Source organism: Idiomarina rhizosphaerae (genome assembly GCF_024159085.1).
GTDB classification, from domain to species: Bacteria; Pseudomonadota; Gammaproteobacteria; order Enterobacterales; family Alteromonadaceae; genus Idiomarina; species Idiomarina rhizosphaerae.
On sequence record NZ_JAMZDE010000008.1, the window covers coordinates 66,208 to 87,331 of the forward strand.

Below are 21,124 nucleotides of genomic sequence, written 5' to 3' on the forward strand. Positions count from 1 at the left end.
GACCTACACTTTTTAAAACTGCTGCTGTGCAAGATGAGGAAGCTTTTCAGCGAGGAAATCGATGAGAACACGCACTGCCGGCAATATTCCCCGTCGGTGCGAGTACGTCATATGCATGATCCCGATGGGTAGATGCCAGTCGGTTAAAACGGGGACAAGTTCCCCACTATTCACTGCATCGTTACAGAGGTAATTTGGTAAAGCGACAATGCCAAGTTTTTTTATTGCAGCTTCTCGTAAGACAATCATATCGTCGGTGATAAGCCGGGGTTTTATTCTGATATTTTTTTGCTGGCCTGAACTGTGGATCAATTCATAACCATATCGTCCGTTGGTGTAATGCATACTCAAATGCTCGAACGTTAATAAGTCCTCAGGCTCAGTTATCGAGTTATGATTTATTAAGTCGGGAGCGATATAAAGGGTTTGAGGTGCCTGGCTTATGGGTCTGGCTATTAAACTTGAGTCTTCTATATTCTTTCGTACGCGCAGAGCTATGTCGATGCCCTCTTCTATTAAATTAACTGGTCGGTTTGTCACTACAAGCTGAATTTCAACTTCCGGATACAAACTCATAAATTCAGGTAACACCTGGACTAACAAGCTTTGGCTTAAAGCATAGGGCGCGCTAATTTCGACTTTACCCCGGGGTTTATCCAGTAAACGCTGTGTGACTTGTTGAGCCGATTCAGCTGCGCTGACAAGACGTTCGCAGTGCACCAAGAATTCACGTCCAACGTCAGTTAATTTGAGGCCTGACCGGCTTCTGTGAAACAGCCGGGTACCCTGCTCTTGCTCGAGTATAGCCATTTTTCGGCTTATGGTGGATTTGGGCAGCCCGAGCTCCCGTGAGGCTGCGCTGATACTGCCGCAGGCCATAACCTGAGCGAACAGGTAGTAGTTTGTGACGTCAGGAAATGACATTGTGAAAACCTCAAAGATTCCAAATTTGGAACGATAGTTTCCATTTTAACCACTTATTAGATTGATTGGAACGAATTATACTTCCTGCATCAATTAAAAAAACAAAGAGGTTTTTCTATGAAAGTTTTACATTTGGATTCAGGTATTTTTCTAGAACAATCTGTTAGTCGTCAGGTTAGTCAGAACATTGTTAATAAACTTAAAGAAAAACAAGATATTACTCTTGTTCATCGAGACCTGGTTGCAAACCCTATTCCTCACCTGGCCGCTGATGAATTACTAGCTGAAGAGAAGCCGCTAATTAATGAATTGGTTCAGGAACTGCTCGATGCAGATACGCTTGTCATTGGCGCCCCAATGTATAACTTCACCATTCCGACTCAGCTAAAAGCTTGGTTTGACCGTGTCTTGCAAGCTGGTGTCACTTTTAAATATACAGAACAAGGCCCTCAAGGCCTGGTGAATGGCAAAAAAGTTTATATCGCGTCTGGTCGGGGTGGTATCTATTCTCAAGGTGAAGCCCAGGCTATGGATCATCAGGAAAGTTATTTAAAACAGGCACTTGCTTTTATCGGTATTACTGACGTGACCATCATCCGCGCCGAGGGCATGAACATGGGTGACGAACCACGCCAACAAGGCTTCAAAGAAGCTGAACAGGAAATTGAAACAATATAACTTTTTAAAAGCGCACCTTATTCATCATCACGGAGCGCTTTGATCTGCACATCATCCCCTAGTTGCAGAATTTCTATCTCTATTGGCTGACAACAGATTTGGCAATCGACAATCTGATGTTGGCCAATATCATTTAACCAATCAATTTCAATGTCATTTATTGCCATACAATAAGGACATTCGAATGTTTTCGGATCCGTTAAGCTCATACAAGCCCCTTAATTGTCTCTGTAATCTACAATAGTAATCGAATCTGACGAAGTTTGCGTAACATACAGAGAACTTCCTTTTAACAAAATAGCTGAGTACGAATGATGGCATCATGGTTCAGGCAGTCTGTTTTCTTAATTCCGTTACTATTAATGCTGGCAGTATTTAGCAACGCGGCCTGGGCTCAGGCCCCCGTTGAGTACGTTAAAGCTAAAAAGCAGCCGATAATTAATAGCGTTAACTTACCGACCACCCTATCCGCTTTGAATGACTCGCAACTCAGCTTTGCTGTCGAAGGAAAGTTATTGAGCCTGAATAAGGATATTGGTGACAGAGTGAGTAAAGGAGACGTACTTGCTAGCTTAGATGCACGTCAAATTAATTCAACAATAGAGTCTTTGCAGGCTCAGGTAGACAGCGCTAAAGCCAGCCTTGCCGACGAAAAACAGCAGCTAAGAGAACTGGAAGAGTTAGCTGAGACCGATTTTGTTCCAGCTAGCGATTTAAGACGCTCTCGTACCCGGGTTCAGGTTGCACAGGCACAGCTTGCAGAAACAAAAGCATTGCTAAACGAAACCGAAGTTAACCAAAATTATCATCAACTTACAGCACCTTTCGACGGCATTATTGCTAGTCGCACTGCGGATTTAGGCGAATGGCTAAGTGCCGATCAGATCGTTTTTCAGTTGGTCGGCAGTGACAATCAGCATGCTGATGTGTTTCTTTCGCAGTCTTACTACTCCTCTATAAACTCTGATACTCAAGCTTCGCTTACCTACAAAGATACAACTATTGATGCTCGTTTAAGTCGCATAGTGCCCTTTGTTGACGGAAATGACCGCTCTTTTCAGGTTCGCCTGACGGGAGATTACCCGGAGAACTGGGTTGTCGGAATACCTCTGAGTGCCTCGTTTGAGATAGATACCGGACGAATTCAGACTTCCGTACCTCAGGATGCGGTTGTTCGCTACAGCGATGGCAGAACCTCTGTCTGGATAGCTGTGAACGAAAATGGTGAATGGCAAGCGAGGGAACTGCCCGTTGAACTCGGCTTACGCTTTAATGGCTATGTCGAGGTGGAAAGCGGTGTAAGTGAAGGCGAGAGAGTCATAGTACGCGGTAATGAAGCTCTAACTGATGGTCAGGCACTAAAGCTTACGGAGTCTGCTGACTATGATTGAAGCCGTAATAAAGCATAAACATGTCACCATCGTTGCCATTTTAATACTTTGTTTACTGGGTATAACGGCAGCATCGCGTATTCCGGTACAAATGATCCCTGACTTAGAAGTCAGAACGATTTCTGTACAGACTCAATGGCCTGGTGCCACACCGCAGGATATCGAAAAAGAGATACTAATTGAACAGGAAGAGTTTCTTCGCACTGTTCCCAACTTGCAACGTATGGAAAGCAGTGCCAGTAATGGCGAAGCAAGCATAGAACTGGACTTTCCTTTCGGGGTTGATGTTACCGAAACATTAATTCTGGTTAACAATGCGTTAAGTCAGGTTCCGGATTACCCCGAGAACGTCGATGAACCTCGCATTTTCTCCGCTTCCTTCTCAAGTAATGCGTTTATGTACTTTCGGGTAGCGCCAATTGAGGATAATCCTAAAAACATCAACATGATCATGATGCGCGATTACATAGAAGACAATGTTCGTCCAAGAATGTCTTCGGTCGCGGGCGTATCACAAGTGAATGTCAGTGGCGGTGCACAAAGACAAGTTCGTATTCTGATGGATAAAGACGCACTGATTCAGTACAACGTATCGGTTGCTGACGTAAGAACATCAATAAACGGCCGTAACAGAGATACCTCAGCCGGAGAGCTTGAACAAGGAAAACGCCGTTTCCTGCTGCGCACTGTAGGTCGTTTTGATTCGCTTGAGGAAATAGAAAATACCATTATTCGCAGAACCGGTGACAGTCTGGTTCGGTTAAAAGATGTCGCCGATATCGACTTTAATCACTTTGAACTGAACAGTGAGTCCTGGTTTAAAGGCCAGCAGGTGCTAAGCCTTCAGGTTCAGCGTGAGCTGGGCTCTAATGTTATCGATATAAAATACGCCATGCTGGAAGAAGTTGAGCGCATTAACGAGGAGTTGCTGCGACCAGCCGGTATGGAAATTACACTAAACTCCGATGATGTTCGTTATGTGGAAAGCTCGGTTCAGAATGTTTTAGTGAACTTACTGTTAGGCGCCCTCTTTGCAACTCTGGTTATGTATGGTTTGATGCGTTCCGCTCGCGCGACCTTAATTGCGGTTATCGGCATTCCAATTTGTACTCTGGCCGGATTCCTGGGACTGTTACTGTTGGACAGAACCATCAATGTCATTTCATTAGCTGGTATAGCATTTGCCATTGGCATGACGCTGGACAACACCATTGTGGTGTTAGAAAGTATTGAGCTGGAACGACAAAAAGGGCTAAACCCTAAAAACGCGGCGATTGAAGGGGTAAAACGAGTCTGGACCGCGGTGCTCACCTCTACCCTGACAACTGTCATGGTCTTTCTGCCAATTCTCTTTATTGTTCAGGAAGCCGGACAATTGTACTCCGATATCGCTATTGCCATTTCGGCATCTATTATTGCTTCGATGTTTGTTTCCGTGACCTTAGTACCTTTACTCGCGGCTTACTTCCCTGCAGAGGCAAAAACAAAAGTAACAGACAAACTGACCAATCGAATTGAAGCCGTCACTAGCCGGCTTTTACGCTCCAGAAAGTCAAAACTCAGTACCGTTGGAGTCACCTTTATTGCAGTGGTAGCTATTTGGTGGTTTTTGATGCCTCCCGCAGAATATTTGCCTGAGGGGGAAGAAGCTAAAACTTTTGCCACTATGAGTGCCCCACCCGGCTATAACTTGCAAACTATGTCTGCGATTGGAGATGAAATACGTGACATTTTCGATCCAGCGTTAACGACAGAAAATACTGAGGTTACTCGCTCGGGAGTCACTATTCCTGCGCTTAAAACCATGAGTTTAAGTGTTGCCCCTTCGAATATTCGGATTATTGCCGAAACCCGGGATAAAAGCCGAATTGATGAGCTTATGGAAGTCATTACCCAAGTTTACGAACGCTACCCCGGCATGCGAGCCTTTGCAGCTAAAGGCTCCATTATCAGCAGCAATGATGGTGGTACCCGTAGCATTAATGTCGATGTTGGTGGACAAGAGCTCAACGAAGTTTATGCAGCCGCGCGAGCCATTTATAATCGCTCACAAGAGGTTTTCAATGACCCCAGAATTCAATCCACTCCCAACTCTCTTACTCTCGCTCAGCCTTTATTAGAGGTACGCCCTGACTGGGAACGGATGAGTGAATTAGGTCTGGATGCAGACAGTTTTGGTTATGCTGTTTCCGCATTAACTGACGGCGCCTTTGTCGGTGAGTATTTTCAGGGTGACGATAAAATTGATATGTACCTGTATAGCAATGAAGGCACGGAAGTAACACCGGAGATGTTGGATGACTTACCATTACTTAATGTCAACGGCCGCCCTGTAGTACTGAATGCGATAAGCGATGTGCGGGAGATTGTTGATACTAGTACCGTGCGCCGGGTCGATAGTCGCCGTACAGTAACCTTAAATATTATACCTCCGGAGTCAGTTGCACTTGAATCCGGAGTTGAAATAGTTCGTTCAGAAGTTTTGCAGCACTTGCGAGAGCAAGGTGTTATAGCTGCCGATATTTCGACTCAGTTATCCGGTGCGGCTGACCAACTTGCGGAAACTCAGGCGGCCTTAAGTGAAAACTATGTTATTTCCATCGCCATTATTTACCTGCTGATGGTCGCCATTTTTGCGCACTGGGGGTATCCGCTACTGATTATGGCAACCATACCAATGGGGATCAGTGCAGGTATTGCCGGGTTGGCTCTTATGAACGGTGTCGGCCAGCTTTTACCCGTTGTTGGGTTGCAGCCGCTGAGTCAGCCTTTCGACATGATTACCATGCTTGGCTTTCTTATTCTTATGGGAACCGTCATTAACAATCCCATTCTGGTGGTTGAGAGGGCTATTTATCTTCGTGATAAAGAGAGCTACTCGCTTAAAGAAGCTGTTCAGGAAGGTTTGCTGTCGCGCGTGCGACCCATAACCATTACAACCTTAACCACGCTGTGCGGGATTGCGCCTCTGGTTTTTATACCCGGAGCCGGCACGGAATTGTACCGGGGTGTTGGTGCTATTGTGATGTTTGGTTTAATCGGCGCAGCATTAGTTACTGTATTTACCCTGCCAGCATTATCTGCGTTGGTACTTAAAGGGAGGAAGATCAATTCCTAGAAAAATAAGTGCCATTAAGCTACTTTTCTGCTGTAAAGATTTTGTAAACTGCCGATAGCCTATTACGAAAGCTTTCCGACGGTTGAATAAGGAATATTAATGAAAATCGTACAGCAGTTAAGTATCACACAGAGACTTATATCATTATTGGGTATCGCCGCTCTGGGAACCGCCCTGATGGTTGCCTTTATGATGTTCATCCTTAATAGCTTATTGATTGAAGAAGAAAAACGTAAACTAAACGCCGTACTTGATGCTGCCCACACCATAGTCGACCACTACTATCAGGAATATCAGGATGGCAACTTAAGTGAGGCCGAAGCAAAGACTAAAGCGTATGAGCGGCTTGATAATATACGATACGAAGAAAGCGAGTACGTTTTTACATTGAGTCGTGCCGGCGTTCTGGTACAACACCCTTTTTCCAAGCAATTAGTCGGCAAAGACGTAACCAGCTATGAAGACCCGGAAGGCACAAGACTGTTTCAGGAGATGGTTCAAAAAGCACGTTCGTCTGATCGCGCAACGGTTGAGTACATCTGGCAAAAAGGCAGCAATGCCAACAACCTGGTGCCTAAGATTAGCCGAATTAGAGTATTTGAACCCTGGAATTTGATTATGGGTACAGGTCAGTACACTGACAATATTACCGACATGTTATGGCAGGAGTTCTTTAAACTCGCCGGATTAGCAGCCGTTCTGGCAATCCCTCTTCTATTAGTGTTTTTGCTTATTATACGCAGCATTACTCGTCCGTTAGCGACGATTAATAGTGCCATGTTTGATATCGCCGAGGGCGAAGGTGACTTAACCCGCAGACTAGACGATTCAGGTTCTGATGAGCTTGCCCGACTTGCAAAGTCATTCAACACCTTTGTCCACAAAATTCAGCAACTTGTTCAAAGTGTGCAGGAAAGTGCAAGAAATGAGAGCGAAGCTGCGAGTCAGCTGACTGAGTTGTCGGGTACCAGCAGCCGTCAAAGTGATGAGCTTAGTTCGCAAACAAGTTCTGTAGCGACAGCCATTACTGAATTGTCTTCCTCAGCTTCAGAGGTTGCTGATCACGCCCGTCAGGCGGCCGACTCGGCTAATACGGCAGACGAAGAAGCTGGGCGCTCAGCTATTATCGTACGAGAATCCGTTAATAATATTGAAGCACTGACCTCTGAGCTGGGTAAAGCCGGCGAAAAAGCGCGTCTGTTGCAAGACGGCTCGGACAAAATTGGAAACATACTCGGCGTTATTGTTGCAATAGCAGAGCAAACCAATTTACTGGCGTTAAATGCCGCTATTGAGGCTGCTCGCGCCGGCGATGCCGGACGCGGGTTTGCGGTCGTTGCCGATGAAGTCAGAACGCTGGCAACCCGAACTCAGCATTCAACTGATGAAATTTCTTCAATTGTGGAAAGTATCCAGGGTGCGATTAAAGACGTGAGCCAGATCATCAGCGATGTTGAACGTCGCTCGGCCTCGACAAATGAAGAAGCTCTGAAAGCCGAGCAAGCAATAAGTCAAATTCAGGAAGCCGTTGCGAATATATCGAGCATGAATATACAAATCGCTTCTGCGACCGACGAGCAGAGTCGGGTAACTAAAGATTTGAACGAGAATATCACTGGCATTTCTGACCTTTCTCAGGCCAATCAGGACGCTAATACACGCGTTGCTGAAGTCAGTCGGGATCTGAGTAAAAACAGTATTGATTTGAGTCAACTTGTCAGTCGGTTTAAGACAAAATAACCTTAAAAATACAGGGGATACTGGTAATCTCCCCTGTACCTTTCAACTCACAAGACGTAAAATAAATGCACTTTTACATGGATTGTGTCTGTCTGGTAAAAGTCACCTTTTTCCTGATCTTACATCACTGCGGATTTAAAAGATGAGTCAAACAATTCCACAACAACCGATCGAATATAATATGAAAGTCGTCCGGCAGTTTACTGTCATGACGATTATTTGGGGTATCGTCGGTATGTCTGTAGGCGTATTGATAGCTGCCCAGCTTGTCTGGCCAGAGCTTAACTTCAATACTCCCTGGCTAACCTACTCCCGTCTTCGCCCGCTGCATACAAATGCTGTTATTTTCGCGTTTGGTACCAGTGCTCTTTTTGCCACCTCTTATTATGTTGTTCAGAAAACGTGTAGAGTGAGCTTGTTCTCAGACAAGTTAGCAGCTTTCACTTTCTGGGGGTGGCAGGCCGTTATAGTGGCAGCCGTTATTACTCTGCCTATGGGCCTTACCAGTACGAAAGAATACGCTGAACTTGAGTGGCCTATCGACATTTTAATTACTGTCGTCTGGGTGGCTTACTTAATCGTCTTCTTCGGCACACTGGCTATTCGTAAAACATCACACATTTATGTGGCTAACTGGTTCTACGGTGGTTTCATTATCGTTATCGCCATGCTGCATATTGTGAACAGCTTCGCTATACCAGTGTCGTTTACCAAGTCCTATTCAATCTATTCAGGTGCTGTCGATGCCATGGTTCAATGGTGGTACGGGCATAACGCGGTAGGTTTCCTACTGACCGCTGGCTTCCTGGGTATGATGTATTACTTTGTACCGAAGCAAGCTGAGCGCCCTGTTTACTCTTACCGCTTGTCGGTTGTTCACTTCTGGGCGTTAATTTCCCTTTATATTTGGGCCGGACCTCACCATTTACACTATACCGCGTTACCAGACTGGACTCAGTCAGTTGGTATGGTCATGTCTGTTATCCTGTTCGTTCCTTCATGGGGCGGTATGATTAACGGTATTATGACGTTATCTGGTGCATGGCATAAGCTGCGAACCGACCCAATTCTGCGTTTCTTAATTGTTTCTCTGTCATTCTACGGTATGTCGACTTTCGAAGGCCCGATGATGGCAATCAAATCAGTGAACGCACTTTCTCACTACACTGACTGGACTGTGGGTCACGTACACTCTGGTGCTTTAGGCTGGGTTGCAATGATCACTATCGGCTCTATGTACTACCTGGTACCACGCCTGTTCAACCAGAAAGAAATTCACAGCATTAAGCTGGTGAACGTTCATTTCTGGCTACACACTATTGGCGTTGTTTTCTACATCGTCTCAATGTGGATTTCAGGTGTGATGCAAGGTCTTATGTGGCGTGCGACAAACTCTGACGGAACCTTAACTTACAGTTTCGTAGAGAGTGTTCAAGCATCATACCCATTCTGGACAGGCCGTTTTATCGGTGGTGTTTTCATTGTAATTGGTATGTTGCTGATGGCTTATAACTGTTATCAGACAATTCGTGCCGGCCGTCGTGAGACAGCTGCAGGCAACGTCGTACAAACTGCCTGAGGGAGAGAATAATGAGTCGTTTTAAACACGAATTTGTTGAAAAGAACTTAGGTTGGTTGTCAATTTTAATGATCATTGCGGTTTCTATCGGTGGGTTAGTAGAAATTACTCCCCTGCTGTTTCAAAACCAGACCAATGAACCCATAAAAGGTTTGCAGCCATACACCGCGTTAGAGCTTGAAGGTCGCGACATTTATATGCGCGAAGGTTGTAACAACTGCCACAGCCAGATGATTCGTCCTTTCCGTGCAGAAACGGAGCGTTACGGACACTACTCATTAGCTGGTGAGCACGTTTGGGAATTCCCTCACCTTTGGGGTTCTAAACGTACAGGTCCTGATCTGGCTCGTGTGGGAGACCGTTACAGCGATGAATGGCATCACGTGCATTTAATGAACCCTCGTAATGTGGTTCCTGAATCTAATATGCCAGCGTTCCCTTGGCTTGCAGAAAACAAGCTAACGGGTGAGTACACTGCCAAGAAGATGGAAGTTATGCGGACATTGGGCGTTCCTTACGAAGATGAGGACATAGCCGGTGCAAAAGAAGCCGTTCAGGGTAAGACTGAAATGGAGGCGCTTATCGCTTACTTACAATCTCTTGGCACAACGCTACAGCAGGCTGATAAGTAATGGATTACGGAACTTGGCGCGGCGTGTTCAGCCTGATCATACTGGCAATTTTCATTGCCATCGTGGCCTGGGCGTTCAGTCGCCGTACAAAAAAACAATTTGATGATGCGGCTAATTCTATATTTGAGGACGAATCATCAATAGATAACAGCGACAAACCGGAGTCGAAGAAAGATGAGTAGCTTCTGGAGTGCATGGATAATTGTTTTAACGCTGGCCACCTTAGTGGTATTAATTTGGCTACTGCGCTGGAACATGAAAAATTACACTCACATCGAAGAAGGTCAGGAAATGGACCACGAATTCGATGGGATTGTAGAATTAAACAACCCTCTTCCTAAATGGTGGACCTATTTGTTCTGGGCCTGCTTTGTATGGGGCTTTATATACTTGGCTCTATACCCTGGGCTTGGCAACTTCAACGGCTTGCTTGACTGGAAAAGCTCGAATCAGGATGTTCAGTCCTTAGCAGAGTCTCGTCAGGCAATGGAAGAAGCCCATGAGAAAGGGATGATTGTTGAGTATGACCGTGCCGTTCGTGCGGCGGAAGAAAAGTATGGCCCTATTTTTGCAGCATTTGCAGAGCAGCCAATTGAAGAGTTGGCTAAAAATGAAGATGCGCTAGATGTTGGTCAACGTTTGTTCCTGCAAAACTGCGCGCAGTGTCATGGCTCGAACGCGATGGGTGGTCAAGGCTTCCCTAACCTGACAGACGACGACTGGCTGTATGGTGGTGAACCAAGTAATATAAAAACCACCTTGCGTGAAGGTCGCCAGGGCAATATGCCAGCATTTGGTGAGCAGTTCAGCGATAAAGAAATTAATGAACTAGCCAACTATGTCGCCAGCTTAAGCGGTCGTGAACGTGATGCCGATTTAGTCGAAGCCGGCAAAGCAAACTTCGCGGTTTGTAGTGCGTGTCACGGAGCTGATGGTAAAGGTAACCAGCAGCTTGGTGCGCCAAACTTAACTGACGATGTATGGCTTTATGGTGGTTCAATTAATAAAATTGAAGAAACGCTGACGCATGGTCGTAACGGTGTTATGCCCAAATGGAAAAACATTCTGGGTGAAGATAAAATTCACGTTATTTCAGCTTATGTCTACAGCTTATCTAACGACGAATAAAACCTAGTAAACACAGCCCCGCTACGGCGGGGCTTTTTGTATGAGGTCTCATTATGATTCAACCCTGGTATAAGCAGTTCTGGCCATGGTTTCTTATTTCCCTCCCCGTTACTGTTATGATCGTCTGTGGCGTTATTATTTATCTGTCCGTATCTCAGGGCGGCGTTTCCATGGTGGTTGATGACTACTACAAACGCGGCAAAACCATCAACGCAATTATCGAGCATGTTGAGGAAGCACAGCGCCGTAATATCTCTTTTGAGTTTACCGCTAACAATGGCTTGTTTACTCTTAAATATGCATCTGGACAGCCGGAAGAGTTGTCAGCCCTAAGAGTATATTTTATTCACGCGACGCAAGATGAAAAAGACTTTACCCGTATGTTGACGGTCGCTTCAGATGGTACCTATCGTGCAGATATTCCTGAAGAGATAGAAGGCAAGTGGACTATAACCGTTGAGCCTTTTAATGAGGTGTGGAAAGTAAGCGAAAAATATCAACTACCAAAATCCGAGTTGACTAAACTTCGTCCGTTATTATACGGAGTTTGATTGAATGGAATGTTTTCATTGCCTGCAGCCGGTTCCCAAAGGGGTTAATCTTGCTGTTGAGTACAAAGGTTCTGAGAAACCGGTCTGTTGTGCTGGATGTCAAGCTGTGGCACAAACCATCATTCAGCACAACTTGCACGCTTATTACGAACACAGAGACACATCTCAATTACAGGAATCCCCTGTTCTTCCCGAAGAATTAAATGATTTAGATCTCTACGACAATCCTGATTTACAAAAAGAATTTGTAAGACATGAAGGAGCCGACACCGAACTGGCAACTCTGACCGTAGAGAATATTACCTGTGGCGCCTGTGGCTGGCTAATTGAACGTGAGTTGCTGCGTCTTGAAGGTGTACAAAAAGCTGTGGTTAATGTTACCAGCCGCCGGGTGCAGGTTAGCTGGTCTCCTGGTCAATTAAAATTAAGCGATATTTTAAGAGTTTTAGCCAATATTGGATACAAGGCTCTGCCCTTCCAGCCCAATGAAGCCGAGCAACAATATGCAAGGCAGCGAAAGAGTTATATCCGTCGATTAGGCGTAGCTGGCATTGCCACTATGCAGGTTATGATGATTGCCTTTGGCCTGTATTTCGGCGTCGTCAGCGACTTATCACCTGACTTACAACGCTTTCTCTGGAGCGTCAGTCTGATTTTCGCGACCCCGGTTATTCTTTATAGCGCACAACCTTTTTATGCAGGTGCCTTAAGAGCTTTACAGGCATCGCGTTTGAATATGGACATCCCCGTCAGTATCGCTTTATTAGGTGCCTACAGTGCCAGTGTGTACGCGACAATAACCAATACGGGCGAAGTTTACTTTGAATCTATATCCATGTTTACTTTCTTCTTGTTGACGGGCCGTTTTTTGGAGTTACTGGCAAAAGAACGGGCATTAAAATTTGCCACTAACCGTCTGACCTTACTGCCTAAGCTGGCTAACCGTGAAACTCCCGAGGGCTATGAATCCGTTGCTATTAAATTATTGGAAACCGGTGACATTATTCGTGTGAAAGCTGGCGAAACTATTCCTGCAGACGGAGAGTTACTGAACAAGCAAGCTCAGGTTGATGAAAGCTTATTGACCGGAGAAAGCCTGCCCAGATCAAAAAAACTTGGCGACGCGGTTATTGCCGGCAGTATTAACCAACACTCTCCAATACGGATAAAAGTAACAGCAACCGCTCAGCAAACGGTTTTGGCAGGTATTATTGCAATGCAGGATTCTGCTTTAGCGGTTAAACCCAAGGCACAGCAAGTTATCGATAAACTGGCGGGCTATTTCATTGCTGCAATTTTAACCGTTGCCGTTATTACCTATTTTAGCTGGTGGTGGATCCAGCCCGATCACGCCCTGTGGGTTACTTTGGCTGTTTTAGTTGCCACCTGCCCTTGCGCTTTGTCTCTTGCCGCACCGACAGCATTAACCGGCATTATTCATAGACTAAACAGAGATGGTATTTTATTAAAAGGCTCGGATGTCCTTGAGTCAGTTAAACACCTGAATAAAGTGTGTCTGGATAAAACAGGCACCTTAACGGAGGGAAAGTTTCGGCTGGTTGAGCGAAAAGACTACATAGACTCCGAGACCGTTGATAAACTGGTTAGCGGACTGGAGCTTTTTTCTGAGCACCCTCTTTCGGTTCCGTTAAGCCAACTGTCGGAGACCCCGGCGTCATTTCAGGATGTCACTAACGAGATGGGGTTTGGTCTACAAGGCAAACTTGATGGTCAGTTATACCGTGCAGGTAGTGAAAGTTATATTCAGCAATGGCATCCGGAGTTTAAAGCGATTAATAAGCACCAGGTAGTCATTGCCAGTAAAGAACGCGTTTTGGCCGAGTTCAGGGTGGAAGATCAAATAAGAGAAGGTGCCGCTGAAACCATTAATTGGTTAAAAAATAACGGTTATCAACCCATTATTCTAAGCGGAGATAGCGAATCGAGAGTTCAGTCTCTTGCCCATGAACTCGGAATAACGGAATATCACAGCGCTCTAAAACCAGAAGATAAGCTCGCTTTTGTCACGGCTCAACAAGAAGCCGGGAATACGGTCTGGATGGTCGGTGACGGCATCAACGACAGCCCGGTTCTGGCAAAAGCTGACCTTTCGATGACGTTTTCTCAGGCTTCTGATTTAGCGCAAACCGCGGCGGACGTGGTGTTAATGTCTGAATCTCTGAACCAAATTAGAGTTGTAATAGAAAGCGCACTCAAAACACGCCAGATCATGAAACAGAATTTCATTTGGGCATTGGTGTATAATGTTTCTGTATTACCTGTAGCTGCTATCGGAATGATTGCTCCCTGGGCAGCAGCACTTGGTATGTCGCTTAGTTCTCTTCTGGTAATAGGAAACTCTCTAAGGTTGTATCGAAAATGAGTGTAATTTACGCATTAATTCCCATCGCTATAATTTTCGTTATTATCGCTGTTGCGGTCTTTTTCTGGGCGGTACGTTCCGACCAGTTTGAGGACATCGAACGTCAGGGACTCAATATTCTGATGGACGACGAAGATAACACCAATAAAGCTGATGATGAGTCCGATAAACCCAAGCGCTGATCTCGTCACGGCGTTCCTTATGGGGCTGGCCGGCGCCGGGCATTGCTTAATGATGTGCGGCGGTATTGCCAGCGCTATGGGTATTAATACCCGACCCTACCATGTCTGGCTGTATAACTTAGGTCGAGTGTGTTCTTACATGCTTATTGGAGCCTTGGTTGGCGGCGCTATTGGCTTGTTTGCTCCGGAAGGTGGTTATACAACAATCATTCTTCGCTGGTTAGCCGTTGCTTTTCTCCTCTTGCTCGGGCTGTATTTTACCGGATGGTTTTCAGGACTGGTGTATCTGGAGAAGTCAGCCCGCCCAATTTGGCAGAAAATACAGCCTCTGGCCGCAAAACTCAGAAATAAACCGGGTATTTTTGCCACCTTCTTTGCTGGGGCTTTATGGGGCTGGTTGCCCTGCGGTATGGTCTATAGTGCCCTCAGCTGGGCAGCTTTAAGCGGTTCAGCTAGCGGCGGTGCTCTAACAATGGCTGCGTTTGGTCTGGGAACCTTGCCGGCAATGATAGCCGCCGGACATTTCAGTCAATTCCTGCACCGCTTTTTACGCGCCCAGGGCGTGCGTACAGCTATGGGTGTTTTGCTCATAATCTATGCTTTATGGAGCATGTTGACCTTAATCAAACCTTTTTTCTAATAAAGCCTGCAAAGCGTTTTGCTTTCGTCTAATCTTAAGAATGAACATAGATTAATTACGAGGTCAGTATGGACGCATTCCGTCACGTTTTAGTTGTTATAGACGCTGCAGATGAGCAGCACAAAGCATTGAAACGCGCTTTACATATGGCTAGGCTGAGCGATGCCAGATTAACGCTGTTTTTGTCTATTTATGACTTTTCTTACGAAATGACAACCATGCTATCCAGTGAGGAACGCGATGTTATGCGTTCAAACCTTATAGCAGACAGAAGAGCCTGGTTAACCGACGTATTGAGCGAATTCGATACCGATTCGGTTCGCATTGATATCGATGTGGTCTGGCATAACCGACCTTTTGAAGCCATTATTAAAGAAGCGATAAAGCACAAGCACGACCTTATAATAAAAGGCACTCAGGTCAGTGCCAGCTTCCAGAATCTAATTTTCACCCCAACTGACTGGCACCTGCTACGAAAAGCCCCCTGTCCGGTATTATTGGTTAAAGAACATGAATGGCCAAGCCACGGGCAGATCATTGCTGCCGTTCATACCGGTTCAGAAGAAGAACACCATCAAAACCTGAATAAACGCATTATTGAACATGCTCAATCAATGAGTAAGGTGTTGAGTGCCAGTGTGCACCTGGTTAACGCGTACCCTACCGCTCCCGTTAACGTAGCGGTAGAAATTCCTGAATTTGATGTTAGTGAATACACCGATGCACTTGAACAACACCACGTTAATCGCATAGCTGCTCTTGGTCGTGAGTATGGCATTCCTAAGAACTATCAATACCTTTCACAGGGGTTACCTGAACAGGTGATTCCCGAGGCCGCAAAACAGTTGGATGCTGAACTGGTGGTGTTAGGCACTATTGGCCGCACGGGATTGAGCGCAGCCTTGTTAGGTAACACGGCTGAACACGTACTGGACCAGTTAAATTGTGATGTGCTGGCAATTAAGCCAGAAGACTTTGTCAGCCCCCTCGCTTGAGTTTAACTGCTCAGGTATAATCCGGCTCCTCAGAACTTCCAGATGACAAAGGTTGCAGGAGCCATTATGGCCAGTGAAAATAAATACAGTTTCAACAAGCTACAGAAACGTATTCGCCGCGATGCGGGAAAAGCCATACAAGATTTCGGAATGATTGAAGACGGCGACCATATTATGGTGTGTCTGTCCGGCGGCAAAGACAGTTACACTTTGTTGGACACTCTTCTTTATCTGCAAAAAGTTGCTCCTGTTCGCTTTTCTCTGGTTGCGGTCAACCTGGATCAAAAGCAACCCGGGTTTCCGGAGCATGTGCTTCCGGCTTACCTGGAAAAGCTGGACGTTGAATACAAAATTGTTGAAGAAGATACCTACAGCATCGTAAAAGATAAAATCCCCGAAGGAAAAACAACCTGTTCTTTGTGTTCACGCCTTAGACGCGGCATTTTGTATCGCACAGCCAAAGAATTAAAAGCTACGAAAATTGCGTTGGGTCACCACCGCGACGACATGATAGAAACCCTTTTTCTGAATATGTTTCACGGTGGCAAGTTGAAATCTATGCCGCCTAAATTGGCAAGCGATAACGGCGAGCATGTTGTTATTCGCCCTTTGGCTTATGCCCGTGAAAAGGATATAGAACAATACTCAACGGCAATGGACTTCCCTATTATCCCTTGTAACTTATGTGGCTCTCAGGAAAACCTGCAAAGAAAACAAATAAAGCAAATGCTTAACGGATGGGACAAACAATTTCCGGGCAGAATTGAAAGCTTATTTACGGCAATGCAAAACGTTGTTCCCTCACATTTAGCCGACAGCGCTCTGTTTGATTTTAAGGCCGTTACCGCAGACGGTGTTGCTGATGAAAATGGCGATAAAGCCTTTGATACTGACAGCTTTACTTCAAACTTTGAAACTGAAGAGAGTCCCGTTTTTGCCGGCAATATTCCCATCAAACATTTGGCCTAGACCAGATACAAAAAGAGGCTCTGAATTGAGCCTCTCTTATGTTTATGAGAATATAGTTTCGCTTAAACCTTACTCTGGTTGCGGAACTTCCGGCGTATTCAATTCCTCGCTGACTCGTTTCACAATGGGTCGATTGATACGAATCATTGCGCGTAGTTCATCAATATATTCTTCTCCTCGTTCAGAGTAGCTTGATAAGCCGGTAATTAGATCTCTTGCCAGTATGTCCTCGTTATCCAGGCGTTTTTGCTCTCGCAACAAACGTAAATCGAGATAAGCGCCATGAGTATTAATATTGCGCATATAGCTTTTTACGGAAGCGTTAACAGAATCAAACTGCGCAACTTCATGGCGCCCATCGTCATCTCTTTGGTTAGGAACTAAGCCGCAACCTTTGGAATAACACCACTGGCCAAATAAGTTCAGACCTTGACGTGAGAATCTGGAAGTTCCCCAGCCTGACTCATTTGCAGCCTGAACCAGCACCATCATTTCTGGAATAATATCAATACGACGTTTTAACAAACCAAATAAATTTTCATCAATCGCAATATCATCTTCCAGTCGATAATACTCTATCCAATCTGCTATTCGTTTTTTATCCGCTTCTGTCAGTTCATTGCTTTTAAATCGTTCGTGAATTGCCTTGAGGTATGCTCTGTCATGCAATATTCGTATGTTTTCGGCCTCCACCAAAGGCAGTAAAAAGCGAAAGAATTCTTCTTTCTTTTCTGTAACATCGGTCATCGACATAAAGTCCGGTAAGTCTCTTTGAACAGGCACTTCAGGAATTGCCGGTAAATGAGCCGTGACCGATTGTTCAGGGGCTTCTAACTCTGTATCTTTAATGATCCACGGTAAAAGTAACGCCGCTACACTCAATACAATAAATAGTAATATGGTTAATAATCGCATGTATTCCTCAAGCTGAAATATTATCAGACGAACTGTTTTTGGGTTTCTCAATAACTGTTACGCCAATGACTTCCCGATAGACCACTCCAATAAGGTTATAAATCATTGGTAACATCCAGATAAGTCCTAGCCCAAACGGGATAATGGCCAGAAGTAACAAGCCCGCAAGAATCAAAAATAACAGGATAAATTTAGGCAGTTTAAAATGGATAATTTTTATTGAATAGTACAAGGCGTTTAGCGGGCCAACTCCTCTCTCAATAACTAAAGGCATAGCGAGTATCAAAATAACCGTAATGTAAAGTTGTGCCAAAATAGAAACGTTTGGATGAATCAATCCAAATAATTGACTGGCTACAATGCTTAACAAAGTACTTATTAGAGCGACAGCAATTAAAGGGAACATGACATTGAAGCCATTAAAAACATCTGCGCTTTTTGTGCCGATACCGACGCTATGTTTGATGCCCATTAACATCAAGCCACCTAATAAAGGAGCACTGATGACAGCTTGCAAAATGCTGGAGAAGTACTGAAGTTTTATTGATGTTTGCAGGCTCTCAATCGAAAACACGTTCATCAAAATGAGTACCATCACCACATTAATACTCAATAAAACCAAAAAGCCACCAATTAACGGGGTCAGATTTGATTTGGTAATGTTAAATGCCTGCTCAAAAACTTGCCGCAACGACAGCTGATAGTTTCCTTTAAGCGATTCAACTAATGAACCACCAATTATTACTTTGTTATCATCCACAGAAATTCCCACACTTTTTTGATCAGTAAGATAAACTAGCGCCCGATATACTAGAGTATCCTCTGGTACGATCCAATTTAAATCGACAGAACAAGCTGAGGCACTCATGAAATCGCAGACAAAACGACCGGCAAACCCCAAGTTGGTTTTACTGAACAAGCCTTACGGCGTTTTATCTCAGTTCACTGGGGAGGACGGCGATCAAACTTTAAAACAGTTCATTCCCCATAACGACGTATACCCTGCCGGACGTCTTGATAAAGACAGCGAAGGGTTGCTGTTGCTAACCAATGACGGCGTTTATCAGGCTCGCCTTGCTAATCCTAAATACAAAGTCTGGAAAACCTATTGGGTGCAGGTAGAAGGTGACCCAAGCGAAGAACAGTTAGAGCAGTTAAGAAACGGTGTCGAGCTAAATGATGGAATGACTCGCCCTGCTGAAGCCTTCGTGATGCCTGAGCCAATGAACTTGTGGCCGCGAACCCCTCCCGTTCGTGAGCGCAAAAGCGTTCCGGACAGCTGGCTCTGCCTTAAAATTCGCGAGGGTAAAAACCGTCAGGTTCGTCGCATGACAGCTCATGTTGGCCTGCCAACTTTACGTTTGATACGAGCCGCCGTTGGCCCTTTTCAGTTAAAAACAATGCAGCCCGGCGAATGGCGTTCAGAGCCACCAGTTTGGTAACTTCCTGAGCTACCCTCACGCGCGCTAAAATGATAGAATGCGCAGCCAATTCAGGAGCGATAGTCAGTTAGGGTTAACCTATGTCAAATGCCAGTAAAAAAGTCATTGTCGGAATGTCCGGGGGCGTCGACTCCTCCGTTTCAGCTTACCTTCTTATGCAGCAGGGCTACCAGGTAGAAGGTCTGTTTATGAAGAACTGGGAAGAAGACGATACTGACGAATACTGCGCGGCTTCCGATGACTTAGCTGACGCTGAAAAAGTTTGTGAAACGCTTGGTATAGAGCTGCACACAATCAATTTCGCCGCAGAATATTGGGACAATGTATTCGAGTATTTTCTGGAAGAATACAAGGCGGGTCGCACGCCAAATCCCGACATTATGTGCAACAAAGAAATTAAATTTAAGGCCTTTCTTGAGTTTGCCGCCGAAGCATTAGATGCCGATTATATTGCAACCGGACACTATGTGCGCCGCCAGCAACGTGACGGAAAGTGGGAAATGCTGCGTGGCTTAGACAGTAATAAAGATCAAAGTTACTTTTTGTATACCTTGAGCCATGAACACATTGCACAGACTCTGTTCCCGGTCGGAGAACTGGAGAAACCAGAAGTTCGCCGCATTGCGGAAGAGCAAGGCCTGGTCACTGCTGATAAAAAAGACTCAACCGGCATTTGCTTTATTGGCGAGCGCAAGTTTAAGGACTTTTTGCAGCAGTACCTTCCCGCCAAACCCGGCCCCATTGAGTCCGTTGAAGGTGAGAGCTTAGGCGAACACGAAGGCCTGATGTACCACACGCTGGGTCAGCGTAAAGGCCTGCATATAGGTGGCATGGCAGATACTTCCGGCGAACCCTGGTATGTTGTCGACAAAGATGTCGAACGTAACGTTTTAATTGTGGCGCAGGGGAAAAACCATCCGCGTCTATACTCTCAGGGCCTTATTGCCGGACAACTGCATTGGGTTAGTCGAAACGCCCCATCGGAGGCTTTCGATTGCACGGTGAAAACGCGCTATCGCCAGCAAGATATTCCCTGCCGGGTTACGCCGCTTAGTAACGGTGATTTTCAGGTTCAATTTAAAGAACCGGTTGCAGCGGTTACTCCAGGCCAGTCTGCGGTATTTTACAGTGATGATGTTTGTTTAGGCGGCGGCATTATTGAACAACGCATTACTGATTTTGAGGTTAAGCTATGAACGAATGGCAGCAACGGGTAATTGCCTTAGCTGGTATGTCGTTAAGTGCTATGGCTGTGCAGAAGCTGGCTCGCAGCGGAGAGCTTTACCCGGAGTCTATTACAAACACTTTGGTTCACAGCCTCCTGCAACAAAACCCTGACAACATAGAAGATATTTATGGCGGGTTGGAAAATATTCAACCCGGCATTCAGGCGTTTATTCGTCAGGCCGGAAATAATAAGAATAAAGATCTTGAGGTCACCCGCTATTTGGTTGGTTTGATCCACCTTTCCCGGCGTTTACTTAAACAGCCCGACGTACTCAATTTACTGGGCGAGCGTATTACCCAGGTAAAACGTCAAAAAGAAGAGTTTGAGTTTGAAAACTACCGCATTCAGCAAAGTTTGGCTGGAATTTATCGCGAACTGATAAGCCCCCTGGGACAACCTATTCGCATTAATGGTAACCCGGAGTTTTTAAAACGAGACTCAAATCAACACCATATTAGAACCTTGCTGCTAGCTGGCATTCGCAGTTCCGTGCTTTGGCAGCAAGTAGGCGGCAAGCGTCGTCATTTCGTGTTTTCTAGAAAGAAAATGTTAGATACAGCGCAGCAACTGCTGCATGTCGCATAACCAGTAACAAGTAACAATTAACGATTCAATTAACCCTCGGAGAG

At 45.4% G+C, this 21,124-nt stretch carries 21 protein-coding genes; 17 read left to right on the forward strand and 4 right to left on the reverse strand.

What is annotated here, in order from left to right:
* Nucleotides 1-12 precede the first annotated feature (12 nt).
* Nucleotides 13-924 (reverse strand): LysR family transcriptional regulator, encoded by a 912-nt coding sequence (locus tag NJR55_RS10645; RefSeq protein WP_253619921.1) that lies wholly within the window; start codon nt 922-924, stop codon nt 13-15.
* Between the two features lie 117 nt (nt 925-1,041).
* Between NJR55_RS10645 and NJR55_RS10650 the strand changes: the two genes are divergently transcribed.
* Entirely contained in the window at nt 1,042-1,602 is a 561-nt protein-coding gene (locus NJR55_RS10650) for an FMN-dependent NADH-azoreductase (RefSeq protein WP_253619922.1), read from the forward strand.
* Nucleotides 1,603-1,619: 17 nt separating this feature from the next.
* On the opposite strand, the gene NJR55_RS10655 is transcribed toward NJR55_RS10650, so the two are convergent.
* Nucleotides 1,620-1,811 carry a zinc ribbon domain-containing protein gene (locus NJR55_RS10655; RefSeq protein ID WP_253619923.1) on the reverse strand — a complete coding sequence of 64 codons (192 nt, stop codon included), beginning with the start codon at nt 1,809-1,811 and terminating at the stop codon, nt 1,620-1,622.
* A 102-nt stretch (nt 1,812-1,913) separates the two neighbouring features.
* Between NJR55_RS10655 and NJR55_RS10660 the strand changes: the two genes are divergently transcribed.
* From NJR55_RS10660 to ttcA, 13 genes are all read left to right on the forward strand, one after another.
* Entirely contained in the window at nt 1,914-2,993 is a 1,080-nt protein-coding gene (locus tag NJR55_RS10660; RefSeq protein WP_253619924.1) for an efflux RND transporter periplasmic adaptor subunit, read from the forward strand.
* Nucleotides 2,986-6,111, forward strand: coding sequence for an efflux RND transporter permease subunit (locus NJR55_RS10665; protein ID WP_253619925.1), 3,126 nt, complete (start codon nt 2,986-2,988; stop codon nt 6,109-6,111). The genes NJR55_RS10660 and NJR55_RS10665 overlap by 8 nt, the downstream gene beginning before the upstream one ends.
* Before the next feature lie 99 nt (nt 6,112-6,210).
* On the forward strand, nt 6,211-7,851 hold the full coding sequence (locus NJR55_RS10670) for a methyl-accepting chemotaxis protein (RefSeq protein WP_253619926.1): 1,641 nt from the start codon (nt 6,211-6,213) through the stop codon (nt 7,849-7,851).
* A 142-nt stretch (nt 7,852-7,993) separates the two neighbouring features.
* Entirely contained in the window at nt 7,994-9,430 is a 1,437-nt protein-coding gene (gene ccoN, locus NJR55_RS10675) for a cytochrome-c oxidase, cbb3-type subunit I (protein WP_034820948.1), read from the forward strand.
* Nucleotides 9,431-9,441: 11 nt separating this feature from the next.
* A complete protein-coding gene (ccoO, locus tag NJR55_RS10680) occupies nt 9,442-10,062 on the forward strand; it encodes a cytochrome-c oxidase, cbb3-type subunit II (RefSeq protein ID WP_253619927.1) in 621 nt (206 codons plus the stop codon).
* Nucleotides 10,062-10,244: a cbb3-type cytochrome oxidase subunit 3 gene (locus NJR55_RS10685; RefSeq protein WP_011234545.1), complete on the forward strand. Its 183-nt coding sequence runs from the start codon at nt 10,062-10,064 to the stop codon at nt 10,242-10,244. Before ccoO ends, NJR55_RS10685 begins: the two co-directional genes overlap by 1 nt.
* A complete protein-coding gene (gene ccoP, locus NJR55_RS10690) occupies nt 10,237-11,190 on the forward strand; it encodes a cytochrome-c oxidase, cbb3-type subunit III (protein WP_253619928.1) in 954 nt (317 codons plus the stop codon). The genes NJR55_RS10685 and ccoP overlap by 8 nt, the downstream gene beginning before the upstream one ends.
* A 53-nt stretch (nt 11,191-11,243) precedes the next feature.
* Nucleotides 11,244-11,741, forward strand: coding sequence for a FixH family protein (locus NJR55_RS10695; RefSeq protein ID WP_253619929.1), 498 nt, complete (start codon nt 11,244-11,246; stop codon nt 11,739-11,741).
* A gap of 4 nt (nt 11,742-11,745) precedes the next feature.
* Entirely contained in the window at nt 11,746-14,124 is a 2,379-nt protein-coding gene (locus NJR55_RS10700) for a heavy metal translocating P-type ATPase (protein ID WP_253619930.1), read from the forward strand.
* On the forward strand, nt 14,121-14,306 hold the full coding sequence (gene ccoS, locus NJR55_RS10705; protein ID WP_253619931.1) for a cbb3-type cytochrome oxidase assembly protein CcoS: 186 nt from the start codon (nt 14,121-14,123) through the stop codon (nt 14,304-14,306). The genes NJR55_RS10700 and ccoS overlap by 4 nt, the downstream gene beginning before the upstream one ends.
* Complete coding sequence (locus NJR55_RS10710; protein ID WP_253619932.1) at nt 14,278-14,946, forward strand: sulfite exporter TauE/SafE family protein; 669 nt, start codon at nt 14,278-14,280, stop codon at nt 14,944-14,946. The genes ccoS and NJR55_RS10710 overlap by 29 nt, the downstream gene beginning before the upstream one ends.
* Before the next feature lie 68 nt (nt 14,947-15,014).
* Entirely contained in the window at nt 15,015-15,941 is a 927-nt protein-coding gene (uspE, locus tag NJR55_RS10715) for a universal stress protein UspE (RefSeq protein WP_253619933.1), read from the forward strand.
* A gap of 66 nt (nt 15,942-16,007) precedes the next feature.
* Nucleotides 16,008-16,910, forward strand: coding sequence for a tRNA 2-thiocytidine(32) synthetase TtcA (gene ttcA / locus NJR55_RS10720; protein ID WP_253620439.1), 903 nt, complete (start codon nt 16,008-16,010; stop codon nt 16,908-16,910).
* Between the two features lie 69 nt (nt 16,911-16,979).
* Here the strand turns inward: ttcA and NJR55_RS10725 are convergent, their stop codons facing one another.
* Together NJR55_RS10725 and NJR55_RS10730 are read right to left on the reverse strand one after the other, a co-directional pair.
* Nucleotides 16,980-17,825 carry a glucosaminidase domain-containing protein gene (locus NJR55_RS10725; protein ID WP_253619934.1) on the reverse strand — a complete coding sequence of 282 codons (846 nt, stop codon included), beginning with the start codon at nt 17,823-17,825 and terminating at the stop codon, nt 16,980-16,982.
* Between the two features lie 7 nt (nt 17,826-17,832).
* Complete coding sequence (locus NJR55_RS10730; RefSeq protein ID WP_253619935.1) at nt 17,833-18,585, reverse strand: hypothetical protein; 753 nt, start codon at nt 18,583-18,585, stop codon at nt 17,833-17,835.
* Between the two features lie 106 nt (nt 18,586-18,691).
* On the opposite strand from NJR55_RS10730, the gene NJR55_RS10735 reads away from it, so the two are divergent.
* From NJR55_RS10735 to hflD, 3 genes are all read left to right on the forward strand, one after another.
* A complete protein-coding gene (locus NJR55_RS10735) occupies nt 18,692-19,267 on the forward strand; it encodes a pseudouridine synthase (RefSeq protein ID WP_253619936.1) in 576 nt (191 codons plus the stop codon).
* A gap of 80 nt (nt 19,268-19,347) precedes the next feature.
* A complete protein-coding gene (gene mnmA, locus NJR55_RS10740; RefSeq protein ID WP_253619937.1) occupies nt 19,348-20,463 on the forward strand; it encodes a tRNA 2-thiouridine(34) synthase MnmA in 1,116 nt (371 codons plus the stop codon).
* A complete protein-coding gene (hflD, locus tag NJR55_RS10745) occupies nt 20,460-21,080 on the forward strand; it encodes a high frequency lysogenization protein HflD (protein ID WP_253619938.1) in 621 nt (206 codons plus the stop codon). The genes mnmA and hflD overlap by 4 nt, the downstream gene beginning before the upstream one ends.
* The last annotated feature ends 44 nt before the right edge of the window (nt 21,081-21,124 follow it).